At 63.4% G+C, this 19,294-nt stretch carries 14 protein-coding genes; 4 read left to right on the forward strand and 10 right to left on the reverse strand.

Going from position 1 to position 19,294, the window contains the following annotated elements; translation table 11 throughout:
• Position 1: 1 nt before the first annotated feature.
• The 6 genes from bcsB to AX768_RS25490 all read right to left on the reverse strand — a co-directional run bounded on the left by bcsB (position 2) and on the right by AX768_RS25490 (position 7,953).
• Positions 2-2,545, reverse strand: coding sequence for a cellulose biosynthesis cyclic di-GMP-binding regulatory protein BcsB (bcsB, locus tag AX768_RS25465; RefSeq protein WP_231941604.1), 2,544 nt, complete (start codon positions 2,543-2,545; stop codon positions 2-4).
• 19 nt (positions 2,546-2,564) lie between these two features.
• Positions 2,565-4,775, reverse strand: coding sequence for a UDP-forming cellulose synthase catalytic subunit (gene bcsA, locus AX768_RS25470; protein WP_062002879.1), 2,211 nt, complete (start codon positions 4,773-4,775; stop codon positions 2,565-2,567).
• Positions 4,772-5,560, reverse strand: coding sequence for a cellulose biosynthesis protein BcsQ (gene bcsQ, locus AX768_RS25475; RefSeq protein WP_062002880.1), 789 nt, complete (start codon positions 5,558-5,560; stop codon positions 4,772-4,774). Before bcsQ ends, bcsA begins: the two co-directional genes overlap by 4 nt.
• Positions 5,557-6,447 (reverse strand): cellulose biosynthesis protein BcsP, encoded by an 891-nt coding sequence (gene bcsP, locus AX768_RS25480; protein ID WP_082779141.1) that lies wholly within the window; start codon positions 6,445-6,447, stop codon positions 5,557-5,559. The genes bcsQ and bcsP overlap by 4 nt, the downstream gene beginning before the upstream one ends.
• Positions 6,448-6,610: 163 nt before the next feature.
• Positions 6,611-7,066: a cellulose biosynthesis protein BcsD gene (bcsD, locus tag AX768_RS25485; protein ID WP_062002882.1), complete on the reverse strand. Its 456-nt coding sequence runs from the start codon at positions 7,064-7,066 to the stop codon at positions 6,611-6,613.
• A 455-nt stretch (positions 7,067-7,521) separates the two neighbouring features.
• Positions 7,522-7,953: a YqaA family protein gene (locus AX768_RS25490; protein WP_062002883.1), complete on the reverse strand. Its 432-nt coding sequence runs from the start codon at positions 7,951-7,953 to the stop codon at positions 7,522-7,524.
• 172 nt (positions 7,954-8,125) lie between these two features.
• Here AX768_RS25490 and AX768_RS25495 point away from each other — a divergent pair, with 172 nt between their 5' ends.
• The 3 genes from AX768_RS25495 (at position 8,126) to AX768_RS25505 (ending at position 10,418) form a co-directional block, all read left to right on the forward strand.
• Positions 8,126-8,473 (forward strand): YciI family protein, encoded by a 348-nt coding sequence (locus AX768_RS25495; RefSeq protein ID WP_062002884.1) that lies wholly within the window; start codon positions 8,126-8,128, stop codon positions 8,471-8,473.
• Between the two features lie 116 nt (positions 8,474-8,589).
• Entirely contained in the window at positions 8,590-9,003 is a 414-nt protein-coding gene (locus AX768_RS25500) for a YciI family protein (RefSeq protein ID WP_062003667.1), read from the forward strand.
• Positions 9,004-9,023: 20 nt separating this feature from the next.
• Positions 9,024-10,418 (forward strand): RNA polymerase sigma factor, encoded by a 1,395-nt coding sequence (locus AX768_RS25505; protein ID WP_082779082.1) that lies wholly within the window; start codon positions 9,024-9,026, stop codon positions 10,416-10,418.
• Between the two features lie 18 nt (positions 10,419-10,436).
• Here the strand turns inward: AX768_RS25505 and AX768_RS25510 are convergent, their stop codons facing one another.
• The 4 genes from AX768_RS25510 to AX768_RS25525 form a co-directional block, all read right to left on the reverse strand.
• A complete protein-coding gene (locus AX768_RS25510; RefSeq protein WP_062002885.1) occupies positions 10,437-11,213 on the reverse strand; it encodes a DeoR/GlpR family DNA-binding transcription regulator in 777 nt (258 codons plus the stop codon).
• 66 nt (positions 11,214-11,279) lie between these two features.
• Positions 11,280-12,281: a 4-hydroxythreonine-4-phosphate dehydrogenase PdxA gene (pdxA, locus tag AX768_RS25515; RefSeq protein ID WP_062002886.1), complete on the reverse strand. Its 1,002-nt coding sequence runs from the start codon at positions 12,279-12,281 to the stop codon at positions 11,280-11,282.
• Positions 12,282-12,351: 70 nt separating this feature from the next.
• Entirely contained in the window at positions 12,352-13,641 is a 1,290-nt protein-coding gene (locus AX768_RS25520) for a four-carbon acid sugar kinase family protein (RefSeq protein ID WP_062002887.1), read from the reverse strand.
• Complete coding sequence (locus AX768_RS25525; protein ID WP_062002888.1) at positions 13,638-14,633, reverse strand: 2-keto-3-deoxygluconate permease; 996 nt, start codon at positions 14,631-14,633, stop codon at positions 13,638-13,640. Before AX768_RS25525 ends, AX768_RS25520 begins: the two co-directional genes overlap by 4 nt.
• Positions 14,634-14,841: 208 nt before the next feature.
• Between AX768_RS25525 and AX768_RS25530 the strand changes: the two genes are divergently transcribed.
• Complete coding sequence (locus tag AX768_RS25530) at positions 14,842-19,182, forward strand: DEAD/DEAH box helicase (protein ID WP_062002889.1); 4,341 nt, start codon at positions 14,842-14,844, stop codon at positions 19,180-19,182.
• Positions 19,183-19,294: the final 112 nt, after the last annotated feature.

Consider the following 19,294-nt stretch of genomic DNA (forward strand, 5'->3'; position numbering starts at 1 on the left):
ATCAATCCCTCAAACGGCGCGCTGCGACCGCGCGCAGTGCACGGTAGAACAGTGCCGCGATGATAATGGCCGCAAGCAAGCCGCTCAAGACGAGCAGGAGCGGATGCGACGACAACGCCCATCGCATGTATTCGAATGGCGACAGGCGGCCGACGTAATACGCCTGTCCGTTCGATGTCACCGTCACGTCGCGTCCGTGGATCACGGCCATGGCGCCCTGGATCTCGGGGAGGATGTCGTTGTCGAGCAAGGCCGCCGACAAGTCCGCATCCGACTGTCCCGCCGCGCTGATCAGTGCGACCGCGCTGCGCTCGCTGTGCAGCGGAGATTTGAAGCCGGTAATGAGCGCATCGCCGTTGGAGCTCACGAGCGTGAGGTCCGCGCGTGCCGGCAAACGCTCCACGCCGCGTTCGCCGTGCCACCAGTCGACGACCTTGAACGCGACATCGGAGAGCTCGAAGTTGCGCGAGTCGGCATCGCCCGAGAACGGCATGTTCTTCGACCAGCGTTGCAAGAGCGGCTGGCGACCAGGGGAACCCAGGATCAGCAGGTCCTTGTCGGCGAGGTTATCGACCTGATTGGCTTGTGCGACCGTGACGCCGGTCGTGGGATATCCCGTCGATGCACCCATGCGGCCCATCTCCAGCAGGAACAGGCTGTAGTCCGCCGAGCTGGGATCGTCGGGCATGATCACGGCCGTCTGCGAGAGATCCGCCATGCGCGTGAACGGGAAACCGCCGTTGGCGAACGCTGCGAGATCGGGCAGCGCCATGTAGTGCGGGAAACCCGACAAGTCGATGGTCGAATTCGGATCGATCGCGCCGACCACGTTGTCCAGGATGCGGCCCTGGCATTCGCCGGTCTTCGGATAGTCGTAATAGAAATGCAGGCGCAATTGCGAACGCGGCGTCAGCAGCAACGGCGGCACATAGATTTGATGACGCGCGGCAGCGGTTTTGTCGGGGAGGACGCGATTGAAATAGCGGCCCAGATCGAACGTGGATGTGGCCACTGCCGGGATGCGCAGCGACTGCACGAAGCCGTCGTTCACGTTGATGTTCAGCGTGGAGCGGTCGAGCGCCGGGCGCACGGTGTATCGATAACCCAGGTCGATCGGCACGCCCTTCGTCTGCCACATGAACAAGTCGGGCGGCACGCGCAGGTTCACGCGCACGGCGTCGGCGTTATAACCATTCACCGTCAGGTCGCGTGCTTCAGCCAGTTCGCCAAAGCGCACCGGGCGATCGGTCGGCAGCCAGTTAGGAGCGTCGTAAGGCTTGCGCGGCGCGAAGTCGTTGAGCTGCGTGATCGTCACGCTCTGGCCGGAGAAAGAATTCTGTCCGATACCTAGCGCCTTGGCCGCGGTCTTCAGCTCGGCGTCGTTGCGTCCCATCACGAGCAGCAAGCGCCCGCGTGCGCCGCCTTCACGATCGCGCACGGCGATGGTCGGACCGGAGATTTCGGGGATCTGCACGCCGGCCGGATGCTGGTCCGGCGTCGCGAACACGACCGCGTTGCCGGACAGCGGCACGTTGTCGACCTGCGCCGGAAACACTGCACCGCGATAACCCGCGAGCGAGCCAAGCCACGACGCGACAGTGCCCGCCGCTTCGAGCGTCGCGGGTGTCGGTTTCTGCGCGAAGACAAAGGGCAGTTCGAGACGGCGGACATCGCGCCGGTCGAAGAAAGGCGCGGGCAACGAGGCGAGATCCGGCTTGCTTTCAAGCGTTGCATACGTCAGGTCGAGCGAACTCGCATTGCTGACGGTCGCCCATAACGTCGAGTTCGACGGGTCCTCGCACTGCTGCGTGTAGTGTCCGATCAACTGCACGTTCAGGTGGTTGAATTCGGTGATGAAGCGCGGGTCGATGGACACGTCGCGCGCAACCAGGATGCCTGCCTGATCGCGCGGCACCGGCAAGGTTGCGGCGACTTCGCCGTTCACGAGCACCTTGAGCTGCGAGATGGCGGGCAGGAGCGACGGCGAATAGCTGTAGATCAGATGCAGCACGGCGCCGGTCACGACTTCGTCGCCGCGTACCGAGAACGGCACGCCGTTCTGGCCGTCGGTGCCGCGAAGTTGCAGCGGATCGAGCGCACCGAGATCGGCGAAGGTCAGCGTCTGGCGGCGGCCGCCGGGAACCAGCGTGCCGGGTTCGGCGGTCGTCGGCGTCTTAGATGCCAGCGTCTTGACGGCCGGCGCCGCCGATGCACCCACCGCGCCCGATGCGGCTTGCCCGAAGGCAGGAACGGCAACGGCAAGCGGCGGTTGTTCGATGGTCAGCTTGTTGTACGGCGCGGCGGGACCGGGAAGCGGCACGCCGCTTGGGGCGGTTGGCGCGATCTGCACGCTCGCAGCCGACGCCTCTTTTGCGCTTGCGGCATTGGCAGCACCGGCAAGCGATGCCAGCGGCACGGCAAGCGCCGTTTGCAACGCCATCCAGCCGGCAAGCGAGCGCATCAGCGCACGGGCGATGGGGCGGGAGCGCAGCGGCACAGGCGCAGCCCGATCTTGTTCGCCTCGGCCGGTGTCAAGGCGGAGCATCGTGATTCCCTTACCCATGTCAGTCTTTGGTCTTGAGTTTTTTGGCGCTTGGAGTACGCGTCACTACCCACGTCCGCGCGTCGTTGAAAAGATGCTCGAACAACGCGCCGATACCGCCCACGCCCACCGTCAGCACATGGCGCAGGCCGCGCAGCGGCGCATCCGGCGTACGGCCTTCGGACCAGTTGGTCCAGGCATCGGCGCGGGCAAACGTGGTCTTCACGAATTCGAATTCCTGCTCGCGCGTCAGCGCCGAGAAACGCAATCCCACGCGTCCAACGGCGCTGAAGCCGACGGTCGCGGGGAACGCATATTCTTCATCGCCGCGGAAAAGCGATACGGTGACCTTCTCGTGCAACGGCACTTGCAGGTCGCCCGGCAGCTTCACGCCCACGCCGCCTTCCGAGTAGTCCATGGTCTCGCAGGCAAGCGTGCGGCCGGTCGAGAACTTCAGCATCACGGGCATCTTCATTTCGACCCGATGCGTCGTGCGCACCTGCTTGCGTTCGCTCGCAGCGGCCACGCTTGCGCCGAGGATCAGCATGTTGTATGTGGTCCACGCGAGGTTCAGCAAGACCGTGTTCACTTCGCTTTTCACGTCCCAGTGAATGTAGATGTTCACGATCCCCGCGATAAACCCGAGCAGGTTCAGCACCAGCAAGATCAGGTACGGCCTCGAGATGCTGTAGTCGAAGTAATCCTTGGCGATCTGGCCGCCCTTGGCCGTCACGTTGAACTTGCCGAGCTTCGGGTTGATCATCGCGAGGAGGGTCGGCGCGGTGATGTAGGACGCGAGCACGGACTCGTACACTTCGGCCCAGAACGAATGGCGGAACTGGCGCTGCATGCGCGAGTTCGTGATGCTCGCGTGCATCATGTGCGGCAACGCGTAGATCGCGATGGTGCCCGCCGCCGCCTGGATCACGTGCGCGCCGAAGAACAGGTACGACAGCGGTGCCGTCAGGAACACGAGGCGCGGAATGCCGTAGAAGAAGTGCATCATGCCGTTGAGATAACAGAGCCGCTGGCCGAGCTTGAGACCCTTGCCAGTGAGCGGGTTATCGATACGGAAAATCTGCGTCATGCCACGCGCCCATCGAATGCGCTGGCCGATGTGCCCCGACAGGCTTTCCGTCGCGAGCCCCGCGGCTTGCGGAATCGCGAGATACGCGGTCGTATAACCCAGCCGATGCAGCTTCAACGCCGTATGCGCATCTTCGGTCACCGTCTCCACCGCAATACCGCCGATCTCCTCGACCATCGTACGGCGCAAGAGGGCGCACGAGCCGCAGAAGAAGGTCGCGTTCCAGAGGTCGTTGCCGTCCTGCACGAGGCCGTAGAACAACTCGCCTTCGTTGGGCACCTTGCGAAACGTACCGAGATTGCGTTCGAACGGATCGGGCGAGAAAAAGTGGTGCGGCGTCTGCAGCATCGAAAGCAGCTTGTCTTTCAGGAACCAGCCGAGGCCGATCTGCAGGAACGAGCGCGTAGGGATGTGATCGCAATCGAAGATCGCGAGATATTCGCCGCTCGTGGTCTTCAGCGCTTCATTGATGTTGCCGGCCTTCGCATGCCGGTTGTGCGTGCGGATGGTCCACGTCACACCCACTTCTTCACAGAAGGCCTTGAAGTCGGGACGGCGGCCGTCGTCGAGGACATGGATCGAAATCTTGTCCTTCGGATAGTCCATTGCGAGCGCCGCGTAGATGGTCGGCTTCACCACGCCGAGCGGCTCGTTATAGGTCGGAATGAAAACGTCGACGGTCGGCCACTCGTCGCGGTTCTGCGGCAACGGCATGGGCCTTCTTTGCAGCGGCCACGCGGTCTGGAAATACCCGAGCATCAGCACGATCGCGGAATACACTTCGGCGGTGACCAGCAGCAAACCCCACGCGGCGTCGAGCGGACGTTCCCAGTAGGTCGTCTCGGTCAGGCGCCAGTACATGTAGCGCCCGGTCACGGTCACCGACAACATGATCATGACGAGCGTGGCGTACTGGCCGCGCAGACGCCGCAGCGCCATTGCGAACCCGAAGCAGCAGCACGCGAAGATCAACTGCTGGGTCGCGACCATCGGCACCGTCCACACGAAGTACATCGTGACGACGGCGAACACGGTCAGCAGGCCGCTGAAGATCCGGCTGTTCCAGATGCCCGAATCGACCAGGCGTTCGAGACGCGACGGAATTTCGTCCGCTTCGGAAAGGCGTCGTGCGCGGGGCTGGTTCATGCGACGTTCCTCGGAGAAACCGGCATGGCATCGACTGAATTCAGGAGCCATTCGCCGCATGCGCGAAGATCGGCGGTCGCCTGGCTCAGCGGGTCGTAATGGATCAGGGTGGTGTCGCAGGCGAGCGATTCGCTTACGCCTTCATCGAGATGAATGACACCCGAGAACATCTTGCCGCCCAGCATGTTGCGCAAGACCTTCAGCACGTCCTTGGTCAGTTGGCGCGTCTGGTCCACCTGGTTCACCACGTAACCCGTGCCCGCGAAGTTCGCTCGCGGCGTGGCGTAGGCCTCGATCATGCGTTCCATCTGCGGGATGGCTGCATACGATGCAGCGTCCGCCAGCACCACGTTCAGCGCGAAGTTCGCGGCGGTCAGCGCGGTGCGTGTATAGACGGAGGAACCCGGCGGGGTATCGACGATGACGATGTCGTTGGTGTCGAGCTTGAGCATCTCCAGCGACTGCGCGAGCCACTGCGGCTCCCGGTCGATATACGCCTCGAAGTGCCGGCGATCGTCTTCCAGGACCGCGCCGTAGGGCACGACGGTGACACCATCTACTCCATCGAACATCACGGTTTGCCACGCTTCGTTGGCGAGCGTGGCACGGGACAGGCCATCGATGCTGTCGAGCGGAATGCCGAAGTGCAGGCGCAATGCGTTTTGCGGATCGAGGTCGAGCGCAATCACGCGGCGCCCGCGGGCGGCCAGCACCGAGGCGAGGTTGGCGGCGAGCGTGGTTTTACCTACGCCGCCTTTGGCGGATACCACGGTAATGACCTTCATGACCGTGACGCGCGCTTTGCGAGCCAGGAGCCCGCGACGGGTGCTTCATTCGATGATGCCGCTGCAGCCGGTCCGCGCAGACGCTCGAACATCGACTGGAGTGAGTCGGAGCGCGGCGCGCCGCCTTGCTGCGCGGCTTGCGTGGGGCTTGCGGCTTGCGGACGGAACGCCTTTGCGAGAATCGATTGCGCGCCCGGCTCGGAGACGGGCTGCGTCGGCTGAATGCGTGGCAGCGAGGGCTTTGTCGCAGGCTGCGGACGTTGCACCTGGAACGCGCTCGCAAAACCCGGCAGCTTCTCGGGCGTGGACAGTGGCTGCGAGCGCGGCAACGTCGGCCGATGCGGTGGCTGTTGTTGTTGCGGCGCCGGAGCCTGCGGCTGAAGCCGTGCGATCAGGTCCGGTGTAACCGCTGCAGCCAAGACAGGCGTCTCCTCGACATTCGATGCACCCTCGACCGCATCCACGAGCGCCGAAAAGCGTTCCGCACCGACCGGCGACCCCGGCAGCGCGATATTCGCAACAGGAGGAATGGTCTTGCGGTTCGGGCGCGAGAAAAGGCGCGGGCGTGTGTCACGCGTGAAGGCCGGTTTGGTCGTCGCGTTTGCGGACGCACCCTGAGCTGCTTCGTCCTCGGCCGCTTCGATCTCAGCCGGTGCGCCCCACGCTTTCTTGCGTGGCTCCGCAGAGCGGTTGTGCACCGGAGAAAGCAGCGAATCCCGATGCTGCGAGACATTGGGAATCGACGGCTGCGACAGGTCGAGCGTCGCGAGCAGCGGCCAGCGCGTACGCGCGTGACTTGCCTCGTTTTCCCGGCCGATCTCCTGATAGTCGCTGGCATCGCCGCCAAACTGATCGAAGAGCTTTTCAATATCGCGCGAAGGGTTCATGTGCTGCATCCTCGTACTCTCGGTTTTACTTTGGGCGTAACCCCTGCGATCACTGGCCAGTGACCTGTGCGCTCATGGCGCTTTATCTGGGTTGATGCCTGATCGACTGTTTATTCGTGGTCGTGCTGTCTTGCTTCAATACCGCGCTGAATGACTTGACGCCTTAGTTTGTATATCGGCCGAGCCGGAACTCGACTGCAGCGGTTTCGTCGAATTCTCCTGCCTGCACCACGGCGAGCCCGTCAGCGCCGAGCGCACTCAGCCATTCCTGATAGGCGCCTTCGAGAAACGCCGGCGTCCACGGCAATGCGTTCGTGCCGAATGCGAGCAGTGGCGGGCAGCAATGCACGATGCGCAGATACTCCGGCTCGTCCGTCACTTCCACAAAACCCCAGTCGACGTCATTCCAGACCGCATTCAAGGCAGCGCCCAGTTCGGGCGTATTGCTGCACTCGGGAAGCGGATGCGCGGCTGCGAAGCGGTGACCGACGCGTTGCATCAACTGACGGAGTTCATCGCGGCCGATCTGCGTGTCGAACTCTTCGGCAAGCGCGACGAGAACGCCACGCCATTGCGAAGAAATTTGCCGGTCCAGCAGATAGTCCAGAGTCATAGCCATGGTGTCGGAAGAAAGCAGCCAGGTGGTCAGTAGAAATGTGGTGTTCTCGAGAGCCGCGGTGAATCAGTATTAATTACACGTTACCGTGGGGTATTGAGCAATGAATCCAGTACGCCTTACCCGTTAAGCGGGGAGTCTACTTCAAGGTGATTTGTTTTTGCCACTTAACGCACCTTAGCAAAAACTTTTGTGGTTTAAGCCGCAAATAGAAGGCAAAAAGACCGTTTTGTACAGCTTGTGCAGGAAGCGTCAGATGGCGCAAACGTTAAAGCGCCAGTTTCTTTCGTCAGTTTAATCGCGCTTCAATGCGCAATCGATGTATTACGTTTGAACGAACGATTCGGATGTCAGCGTTTACCAGCGGGGATGATTCATCAGTCAGAAAATACCTGCCACTTCGGTCCGGCCCCATTGCGTTTGTTCTGACCTTGATTTTCTGGACAGCCGCGGTGCCGTCACATCGCGATCAATGCGGCAATCACCACGTAGCGCGCTGTCTTGGCAATCGTCACGATCACGAGAAACGACCACAACGGCTCGCGCAGGACGCCGGCAATCATCGTGAGCGGGTCGCCTATCACCGGCGTCCAGCTAAGCAGCAAGGTCCATCGGCCGAAGCGCTTGTACCAGTTCTCGGCGCGATCGAGTGCGCGTCCCTTGATCGGGAACCAGCGTTTGTCGCGCAGCTTTTCAATTGAGCGTCCAAGCGCCCAGTTGATCGTCGATCCCGCCACGTTTCCCACGCTCGCGACCGCGACGAGCATCCAGACTGGTTGCTTATGGGCAATCAATAATCCGGCGAGTAGTGCTTCGGATTGAAGGGGAAAGAGCGTCGCCGCGATCAGGGCGACCGCAAAGAGGCCGGCGTAGACGGATAAATCGACCATAATCTAATAGAGAGCGGCCCACGCGGCGGTTGGAAGGCCGACAGCTTAACGGGTTTCGCATTACTGCGAAGGGTGCTTGGCCAAGTAAATGAACGGATTGAAAGCTCGCGGGACGCTTGTTACCTTGAGCCTGTGTCGCAAACCCGGGCACACACATCATTCAGGAGACGTCATGCCTTACATGCTGCTCATTGCCGAACCCGTTGGTCAGCGCGCTGAACGCACGGAAGCCGAAGGGCGGTTGCTTTACGACCGCATGGTCGAGTTCGGCGCGGGGCTGAAAGAGCGTGGACTGCTGGTTGCGAGTGAATCGCTGGCATCGGACGGATTGCGGGTCAAGAAGCGCGACGGCAAGGCGAGCCTGACCGACGGGCCTTTCGCCGAAGCCAAGGAAATGATCGGCGGATTTTTCATGCTCACGTGTGAGACGCAGGAAGAGGCGATCGAGATTGCATCGGCGTGTCCGGCCGCGGAGTGGTGCGAAGTCGAAGTTCGCAAGATCGCGCCGTGCTGGGTGTGAGCGTTTGCTCAGGATCGTCGAAAGTCATTAAAACGATGTCGATTCGGTGAATCGTGAATCGTCGTGGGGATGAGAGCGCAGCGCGCGTTCTTGCTTCCAACCTCGAGGAGACGGCGATGCGATTCATCATCATGGTCAAGGCCAACGAAAATACCGAAGCAGGCGTTCTTCCGGACGAAGCGCTGTTAAGCGCAATGGGCGCGTATCACGAGGAACTCTCCAAAGCCGGTGTGTTGCTCGACGCAAGCGGCTTCCACCCGAGCGCCACGGGCTGGCGAGTGCGTTACGAGAACGGCCGGCGCACGGTCACAGATGGACCTTTTGCCGCGACGAAAGAGTTGATTGCCGGATACACGCTGATCCAGGTCCGTTCGCGCGAGGAAGCCGTGGAATGGGTGCGCCGTTTTCCAGCGCCGATGGGCGAGCACGAAAGCGGCGAGATAGAAGTGCGGCGACTGTACGAACTCGATGAGTTGGGCTCGGGCGAGGCCTTCGATCGCTTTCGTGAGCTCCTGCCCGCGCGGCGTTAGATGCCGATGCTCGACTGAGAATGACGAGGACTTTGAATGCACAAGCGATTCCACGAGCCCATGCAGATGGTCGCCACAGCAACAGCGGCGGCCGCATCGTGAGCGAAACGCCGGGCGAGCAGGATCAGGCCACGCATCGCGCGATAGAAGCCGTATGGCGGCTGGAATCGGCGAAGGTCATCGCGGTGGTCACGCGGCTGGTGCGTGACGTATCGCTTGCCGAGGAGTTCGCGCAGGACGCGCTGGTTGCGGCGCTCGAACATTGGCGGGTGGATGGCGTGCCTGACAATCCGGGCGCGTGGCTCGTGACAACGGCGAAGCATCGCGCGCTCGACCGCTTGCGCCAGGAGGCATTGCACGCCCGCAAACACGAGGAACTGGGGCTCGACATGGATGCGCGCGAAGAGCATGTCACGCCGGATTTTGTCGATGCCCTCGGCGCCGCGCGCGAAGACGACATAGGCGACGACCTGCTGCGGCTCGTGTTCACCGCGTGTCATCCGGTGTTGTCGCTCGATGCGCGGGTTGCGCTGACCTTGCGCCTGCTCGGCGGCCTCACCACCGATGAAATCGCGCGCGCCTTCCTGCAGCCCGAGCCGACCATCGCGCAGCGGATCGTGCGGGCGAAGCGGACGTTATCGGCGGCGCGCGTGCCGTTCGAAGTACCGACGGCCGATACACGCGCGGCGCGGCTCGCGTCGGTGCTCGAAGTGATCTACCTGATCTTCAACGAAGGCTATTCGGCCACGGCCGGCGACGACTGGATGCGGCCATCCTTGTGCGATGACGCCTTGCGCCTGGGGCGGATCCTGGCCGGCCTCGCGCCCGATGAAAGCGAGGTCCACGGACTGGTTGCGCTGATGGAGATCCAGGCATCGCGGATTCACGCGCGCACCGACCCGAACGGCCGCGCGATCTTGCTGATGGATCAGGATCGCAGCCGCTGGGACCCGTTGCTGATCCGGCGCGGGTTGGCTGCGCTGGCGCGCGCCGAGGCATTGAACGCGCGGCGTGGACCATACGCGCTGCAGGGCGCACTGGCGGCGTGTCATGCGCGGGCGCGGCGCGCGGAGGAGACGGACTGGGAACAAATCGTGGCTTTGTACGATGCGTTGTCCGTGGTGGCGCCTTCGCCTGTGGTCGAGCTGAACCGCGCAGTGGCAGTGGGGATGGCGTTCGGCGCGGCGGCGGGTCTGGAGATCGTTGACGGGCTGGCTGAAGATGCAGTGCTTAGGAATTACCACTGGTTGCCGAGCGTCAGGGGCGATCTGCTGGCGAGGCTCGGTCGGCATGAAGAAGCGCGCAAGGCGTTCGAGCGTGCCGCGTCGATGACGAGGAACGCGAGGGAGAAGGAATTGTTGCTGGAGCGTGCGGCGGATGCGGACAAGTCGGCCAGGGGCTCGACCAGCGCTTAATGGTCCATTAAGCGTCCATTAAGCGTCCATCGCGACGACCTGGACCCCGACCCCCTTCAATGCCTTGAACGGCGCAAGCCGTTCAGCCCCGGCCAGATCGGTGGTGATCAAGGTCCAGTCCCGTTCAAGCGGCGTCCAGTGCTGTTGCCTTGCGCGGCCGAGTTTGTCGGCATCGGCGAGAACGATCACCTTCGCCGCGCGGCGAATGATGCAATCCTTCAGATAAGCCTGCTCCGCCGTCGCCTCGCATAGCCCGAAATCCGCGGCTACGCCATCCGCACCGAGGAACGCCACGTCCACGCTCAAACGGCTCAGCACAAGTTCAGCCAGCGGCCCGAGCGTACTCATGCTCGAAGCCCTCAAATCACCGCCTATCAGCGTGATCCTCACGCCGGGCGCATTGGCCAGCGTCATCACCGCAAGCAGGTTGTTCGTCACCACATGCAAATCGTGATGCGCACTCAACTGCCGGGCGAGCGCGGCGCAGGTCGTGCCGCCATCGAGCAGAACGGTGTCGCCGTCCCGGACGTGCAGCGCAGCGGCTTGCGCGATTGCTTCCTTCTGCTCGCGCTGCGCCGACTTGCGCTCTTCCAGCGACGCCTCCGGCTCATGCGCTCCGACCAGCGCCGTCGCGCCGCCGTAGGTGCGCACCAGCCGGCGCTCCTTCGCGAGCATGGTCAGATCGCGCCGCACGGTCGCTTCCGACACCCCCAGCGCCTCGCTCAACTGCTCGACATTGGCGTCGCGCGTAAGGACGAGATCGAGGATGGCGCGGTGGCGGTCGGCGGCTTTCATGGCAATGGGCTCAAGCGAAGAACAAGGCCGCCGATGTTACACGACCGGACGCCGCCGCCATCACGATCAGCCGCGCCGCGTCGCGAGTTCCGCGCCCTGGCGCAGGGCTTCGAGCAGGCTGCGTTCGTCGGCGATCCCTTTGCCTGCGATGTCGAACGCCGTGCCGTGATCCACCGACGTCCGGATCACTTCCAAACCGACCGTCACGTTCACGCCCGCTTCGAGCCCGAGCACCTTCACCGGACCATGTCCCTGGTCGTGGTACATCGCGACCACGAGGTCGAAGTCGCCGCGGCCGGCGCGGAAAAAGAGCGTATCGGCGGGGAGGGGACCGGTGACATCGAGTCCCTGTTCCTGCAGCACCTTTACAGCCGGGATGATCTTTTCCTCTTCCTCGCCATAGCCGAACAAGCCGTTCTCGCCGGCATGCGGATTGATGCCGCAAACGCCAATGCGCGGCTTCGCAATTCCTGCCTTGATGAGCGTGGCGTTGCCGCGTTCGATCGTGCGCTGCACGAGACCGGGTTCGATCTTCCTGATCGCATCGATGATGCCGATATGCGTCGTCACATGGATCACGCGCAATTGCGGCGCGACGAGCATCATCGATACTTCCTTCACGCCCGTGAGATGCGCGAGCATTTCGGTGTGGCCGGGATACTTGTGGCCACCGGCGTGAAGCGCTTCCTTGTTGAGCGGCGCGGTGCAGATGGCGTCGATCTGCTTCGATTCCGCCAGCTCGACTGCACGCGCAATGTACTGGTAGGCCGCGTCGCCTGCAACGGACGACAGCTTGCCGAAGGGCAGGTCATCGGGGATCAGGTCGAGGTCGATACAGTCGATCGTGCCCGGCTCGTACTTCGCCTCGGTCGCATCCTTGATGCGGCGGATCTTCGCGGTGCCGTTGACGATCTCGTTGGCTTGTTCGAGGCGGCGCGCGTCGCCGATCACGAGCGGACGGCATTGCTCGTAGACCACTTTGTGCGTGAGGCTCTTGACGACGATCTCGGGGCCGACGCCGCTTGCATCGCCCATCGTGATGCCGATTACGGGAAGATAGTTGCTCATGATCTTGGTGTTACTCCGTGTATGTGGGGCGCTTTCGTTACGCTTTGATTGAAATCGCGCTCGCCTGGATTCAATGCGTGTTAGTTGTCGGTAAAGGTAGCCGCTGCAGGTGTTCCCACGCGCCGAACAGCGCATGTTCGCTGCCGAATGCGCCGGCCTTCGTGACAATGGCGGGGCGCGATGCCAGTGGCGCAGAAGGCCGAGCAACCGCAACGCCGGCTTCGACTTCGGCCAGCAGGTCGAGACTGCCGATGCCCGTGGCGCTCAACATTGCGCGGGCGGTCTCGCCGCCGGTCGCGATCAACCCGCCGACGTGCTCGAAGTGCGGTGCGACCAGCGCGGCCAATGCGTTCGACAGATGCGCGCCTTCGGCGGGATCGAAGGCATCGTCGCGGCCGATACGAACCAGCAGATCGATTCGCTTCACGAGAAAATCGGCGATCTTCGATTGCCATTCGCGCCACTCGCTGTGCTCGCTTTCCGCACCCGCGCCCTGGCGCAATACGGCTGGCGGCACGATCAGTTCGGCAATGCCCGCACGCTCCCGGAGCATCGCACACTGGCGCTCGGAGACGGACGACAAGCTGCCGACCAGCACGAGGATCGGGCCATGCTGTTTCTCGTGGATGAGCGGCTCGCTCGGCGGATTGCTGAAGAGATCGGGAAGCGTCGCCAGTTCACGCGCGAGTCCGCCCGATCCTACCCAGAAGAGTTCGTGGTCGAGCTGCGAAGTGATTTCGGCGAGGCGCTTGAGGTCGTCGCCGGTATGGGCATCGACGATCAGTGCCTCGACGCGTTCCTTCGTCGTCGCGCGGATGCGGTTGCGCAGAACCTCGGCGTCGCCGTGCAAGGTGTCCACATCGATCGAAGCGCAGCGCAGACCCGCGTCTTCCAGCATGGCCTGCACGTTCGCCGGCCGGTCTGCGTTTTCCAGCTTCCATGTATCCGTGCTTTCGAGCGGCTCGCCATGCACCAGCACGCGCGCGCCGTGCGTGGTCCTCCCGGTCGCCGGAAACGCGGGCGCGACGATCGCGAGACCCGCACGCGGTTGCAGCGCCGCGACCTCGGCGGCCCAGTTGCCGCGCAAGGTCGAATCGATCTTCTTGTACAAGCGGCGGCCAGGCGCGGCGAGCGTACTGAATGCATCGGCGGTCCGGCGCGCGGCAGCGTTCGGTGCGAGGCGGCGGGTGTCGGTATCGGCGGCGATCACATCGATGGAATCCGCATCGGTGCCTGCGTTCAACGCGCTCGATGCATCCAGCGTCACGATCGTGCGCCGTCCCGCGCCGGCGAACGCAATCGCGCAATCGGCCGCGCCCGACAGATCGTCTGCGATGATGAGGATGCTGCGGGTGTTCATCGCGTGGCCTCTTTGTTCAGGACGCGGCGCGCTTCGGCACGCGCGCTCGCGCGTTTGGCAACAGCGGCGGTCAGGATCGGCGACACGATCGCCGTCACTACCACGCATGCCGCAACCAGCAGTGTGGCGCTTTTTGCGGCCTCGTTATAGACCGGATTGGCCGCCGCGATCAAGGCGGGAACGGCCGCCGCATTACCTGCGGTATTCGCGGCTGCGACGCCCGCCACGCCCGTGCCGCCCGTCATGCGATCGGTGAAATACAGCGGAATGCCGGTCACGACTACGACTGCCAGACCCAGTCCGATGCCGAGCAATCCAGCTTGCCAGACCTTGTGCAGATCGAGACTCGCGCCCAGCGCCAGTGCGAAAAACGGGATCATCACCGGCACCGCACGCGCGAGGAAGTCGCGCATTTCGCGGTCCAGGTTGCCCAGCAGCATGCCGACGACGAGCGGGAGGATGCTGCCTACGAGTGTCGGCCACGGAAACGCCGACAACCCTGCCACGCCGAGCGTGACCATGGTCAGGAACGGTCCCGATTCCAGCGACATGATCGTGTACGCGCCCACGTCCTCCGAGCGGCCGTACTGGCCCATCAGCGCCATATAGAGGCCGCCGTTGGTATCGTTCATCGCGGCGACGACGGCCAGCGTCGAAATGCCCGCGAAGATGCCCGATGACACCGGTTGCTCGCCCAGGAAGTGCCCCAGCACGATACCTACCACGATCGCCGAGCCGATCTTCGCCGCGAACAGCGCGCCGCCTTTCTTGATGAGATACGGCGTGGCCTTGACATCGATGCTCGCGCCCATGCACACGTAGAACACGGCCAGAATGGGCAACGCGCCGGTGAACAGCGCGCTGGTAAAGGAGCCGAAGAACTTCGGCATGCCGGGCAGGAAGGTCGCGATCAGCGAACCGATCAGCAACGGCACGATCATCATGCCGCCGGGAACACGCTCGATTGAACGCTTGATTGGGAACTGGGCCATGCGGGTCTCCGGTGTAATGCCTGCTGAGAGGTGATCTCGAGTCGAGTGCTCGAATCGATCATATGTTTGATTGGAATGATCAAAATGAGGTGTAGTCTCGATTGATGAAATGCGCAAATCGATCGTCTATTTGATTGAATCGATCATTTCGGCGGACGGAGGCACAGCGGGCCGGACGCGTTTTGCGCGCCGCTAATACACTAGTGATATGACCGCAGCCAGGAAAATGACTCCAAAACCGCTCGCCGGCTTTCATCCCGCCGTTGCGAACTGGTTCAACCGGCATTTCCCCGCGCCCACCGAGGCGCAGGCCCGTGCGTGGCCGCTGCTGAAAGCCGGGCGCTCGACGCTTGTCGCTGCACCTACCGGTTCGGGCAAGACATTGACGGCGTTCCTTGCGGCGATCGATCAGCTCGTGCATGAAAGCGTGAAGGAACCGTTGGCCGACGAGACCTCCGTGGTCTACGTCTCGCCGCTGAAGGCGCTTTCCAACGATATCCGCGTGAATCTCGAAGACCCGCTCGCCGGGATCTCGGCGGAACTGGAACGGCTCGGCCTGCCGCCGGTTGAAATTCGCGCGGCCGTGCGCACCGGCGACACCACGCAAAAGGAACGCAACGCTGTCAGGAAGCGGCCGCCGCATATCCTCGTCACCACGCCGGAATCTCTCTACGTGCTACTGGGTTCGGATTCCGGACGCTCGATGTTGTCGACGGTCCGCACGGTGATCATCGATGAAATCCATGCGGTCGCCGGGAACAAGCGCGGCGCGCATCTTTCGCTGAGCCTCGAGCGGCTCGACGCACTGTGCATGGAGCGGCGGCAGGAGACGCCGGTGCGGGTCGGGTTATCGGCGACACAAAAGCCGATCGAACTCGTCGCGAAGTTCCTGACGGGCAACCGGCCGTGTTCCATTGTCGATGTCGGCCACGTCCGCAAACGCGACCTCGCGCTGGAACTGCCGCCCGTGCCGCTCGACGCCATCATGTCGAATGACGTGCGCGAGCGTGTCTACGACCGGCTCGCCGAACTCGTCGGCATGCACAGCACTACGCTCGTGTTCGTGAATACGCGCCGCATGGCCGAGCGCGTCGCGCGCCATCTCACCGAGCGGCTCGGCAAGACCGCGGTCGCCGCGCATCACGGCAGTCTTGCGAAGGAGCAGCGGCTCGATGCCGAGCAGCGCCTGAAGCGCGGCGAGTTGCAAGTGCTGATCGCGACGGCATCGCTGGAACTGGGTATCGATATTGGCGATGTGGAGCTGGTTTGCCAGCTCGGCTCGCCGGGGTCGATCGGCGGCTTTTTGCAGCGCGTCGGGCGTTCGGGGCATCAGGTCGGCGGCACGCCAAAAGGACGGCTCTTCCCCGAGTCGCGCGACGACCTGATCGAATGCGCGGCGTTGCTCGATTGCGTCGCCCGTGGCGAACTCGATGCGTTGCATATCCCGAACGCGCCGCTCGATGTCCTCGCGCAGCAGATCGCCGCCGAAGTCGCGAGCCGCGAATGGCATGAGGACGCGTTCTTCGCGCTCGTGCGCCGCGCAATGCCGTACGCCTCGCTCGAACGCGCGCAATACGATGCGGTGTTGCGGATGCTCGCCGAAGGCTACACGGGACGAACCGGCGTGCGCGGAGCTTATGTGCATCGCGATGCGGTGACGCATACGGTGCGCGGCCGGCGCGGCGGGCGCCTGACCGCTGTCACGTCCGGCGGCGCGATTCCCGACAACGCGGACTTCGCGGTCCTGCTTGAACCGCAAGGCTTGCAGATCGGCACGGTCAACGAAGATTTCGCGGTCGAAAGTCTTGCCGGCGATGTGTTCCAGCTCGGCAACGCGTCGTACAAGATCCTGCGTGTGGAAGGCGGGCGGGTCCGCGTGGAAGACGCACATGGTCAGCCGCCGAACATTCCGTTCTGGCTTGGCGAAGCGCCCGGACGCAGCGATGAGCTCTCGGCTGCGATAGCGCGCTTGCATCAGCAAGTGGATACGTGGCTCGGCTCATCTACGGTTGCAGAAACGATCGCCAAGCTCGATGAAACCACGGGCATTGGAGAGGCAGCGGCACGGCAGATCATCGAATACCTGGCTCGGTCGCGTGCTGCGCTATCCGTCTTGCCGACACAGGATACGCTCGTGATGGAACGTTTCTTCGATGCCTCCGGCGGCACGCAGCTCGTCATTCACACGCCGTTCGGCAGCCGCGTCAACCGTGCGTGGGGACTCGCGCTGCGAAAGCGTTTTTGCCGCACATTCAACTTCGAGTTGCAGGCGGCGGCCACTGAGGACGCGATCGTCTTGTCGCTGACGGGCGGCCACAGCTTCCCACTCGATGAAGTCTGGCGTTATCTGCGTCCGGCCACGGCGGAACATGTGCTGATCCAGGCGCTGCTCGACGCGCCGCTTTTCGGCGTGCGCTGGCGCTGGAACGCGACCAACGCGCTGGCGTTGCCGCGTTATGCCGGAGGCAGACGCGTTGCGCCGCAACTGCAACGGATGAAAAGTGAGGACCTGCTTGCAGCCGTGTTTCCGGACCAGGCGGCGTGCATCGAAAACGTGGTGGGCGAGCGCGAGGTGCCGCATCACCCGCTGGTGGACCAGACGATTGACGACTGCCTGCACGACGCCATGGATTGCGATGCGTGGCTGGCGTTGCTGCGGCGTATCGAAAGTGGCGATATCAGGCTAGTCACGCGCGATCTGCCCGCGCCGTCGCCGCTGGCGGCGGAGGTTTTATCGGCGCGTCCGTACGCCTTTCTCGACGATGCCCCGATCGAGGAACGCCGCACGCAAGCCGTACTGGCCCGCCGCTGGACCGATCCCGATTCCGCCGACGATCTCGGCGCGCTCGATGCCGACGCCATCGCGGGCGTGCGCGAGGAAGCGTGGCCGTCGGTGCGTAACGCCGATGAAATGCATGAAGCGCTGTCAACGCTTGCGTGCATCACGGACGCCGAGGCAGACGCCAACGAAGGCTGGCCTGCATGGCTGACCGCGTTGGCGCAGTCGGGCCGTGCGACGCGTTTCCAGGTGGCATCGAAGGAGGGGTTGTGGGTGCCGGTCGAACGTCTCACATGCGTGCGCGCGATCCATCCGGTCGCATCGATGCAACCGCCTTTGAAACCGCTGCAGGGCTTCGACGACGCCTGGACAGAAGACGATGCGCTCGTTGAAATCATACGCGCGCGGCTGAGCGGTTTTGGTCCGCTGCCCGTCGCGGTAATCGCACGCGCGCTCGTGGTCCCGGCGTCGCCGGTGGCGCTCGCGCTGACGCGTCTCGAAGCCGAGGGAAATGTCATGCGCGGCCGCTTCACGCCGGGCGCCACGGAAGAAGAATGGTGCGAGCGTCATCTGCTCGCTCGTATCCACCGTTACACCGTGCGCCGCCTGCGTCGCGAGATCGAACCGGTCGAGTTGCAGGATTTCATGCGCTTCCAGTTCGACTGGCAGCATTTGAGCGCGGATTCCAGAGCCGATCCGCATGCCGACGGCCATGACGCGCTGATGTCGGTCATCGAGCAGCTCGAGGGTTATGAAGCCCCGGCGGTGGCATGGGAGGACGAGATCCTGCCCGCGCGTCTCGGCGAATATTCGATGTCCTGGCTCGACGACCTCTGCCGCGCCGGCAAGGTGGTCTGGAGCCGTCCGGGCATACGCTCGCGCAGCTCGGGCGGACCGGTGCGCACCACGCCTATCGTCCTGCTGCCGCGCCGCAACCTGCCGGCGTGGAATGCGTTGATGCAGCCGGTCCAGTCGCCCGAGCCGTCATCGCGTGCGCAAATGGTCTTCGACGCGCTCACACAACACGGCGCCATGTTCTTCGACGAGCTGCGCTCCGATGTCCGCCTGCTCGACACCGAACTCGAGACGGCGCTGGGCGAACTGGTATCGATGGGACTGGTCAACGCCGATAGTTTCGCCGGCTTGCGCGCATTGCTCGCGCCGGCCTCGCGGCGCAACGCATTCTCCAGCCGCCGGCCAAGGCGGGGAGGGCGTTTCATAGGCGGGATGGATGACGCGGGACGCTGGGCGTTGCTGCGCCGCCCGCAAAGCGACGGCGCACCGGGAGATGCACTGGAACACGTCGCCATGATCCTGCTGCGCCGATACGGCGTCGTCTTCTGGCGTCTGCTCGACCGTGAGGCCGACTGGCTGCCGCCGTGGCGCGACCTGCTGCGGGTGTTCCACCGCCTGGAAGCGCGCGGCGAGATTCGCGGCGGCCGTTTTGTCGCCGGCTTGTCGGGTGAACAATTTGCATTGCCCGATGCCGTGCCGCTTCTGCGCGACATGCGCAACCGTCCCGCCGATGGCAGCCTGATCGCCATCAGCGCCGTCGATCCGCTGAATCTCGCGGGAACGTTATTGCCGGGCGAGAAAGTCCCCGCCATTCCGGGTAATCGCGTGCTTTATCGTGATGGCGTGCCGGTGGGCGCCGTTATTGCCGGGAAAACGCGCTTTCTGACAGAACTCGATCACGAATCGCAAGAACGCGTTCGATGGCATCTCGTGCGGCGCAGTTTCGATCGGATGCCGGTTTTATCGGGATCTTGATTCGATTCGGTTTTTAAAGCCTGCAGCGCGCGCTGCAGCGTGCTTTTGCGTGACTTTCAATTCCACGTTCGTCATCCCGCCGTTTTAAACGCGCGCTAAAGTTTTACAGCCG

It is taken from the genome of Burkholderia sp. PAMC 28687, from assembly GCF_001577465.1.
Classification (GTDB): domain Bacteria; phylum Pseudomonadota; class Gammaproteobacteria; order Burkholderiales; family Burkholderiaceae; genus Caballeronia.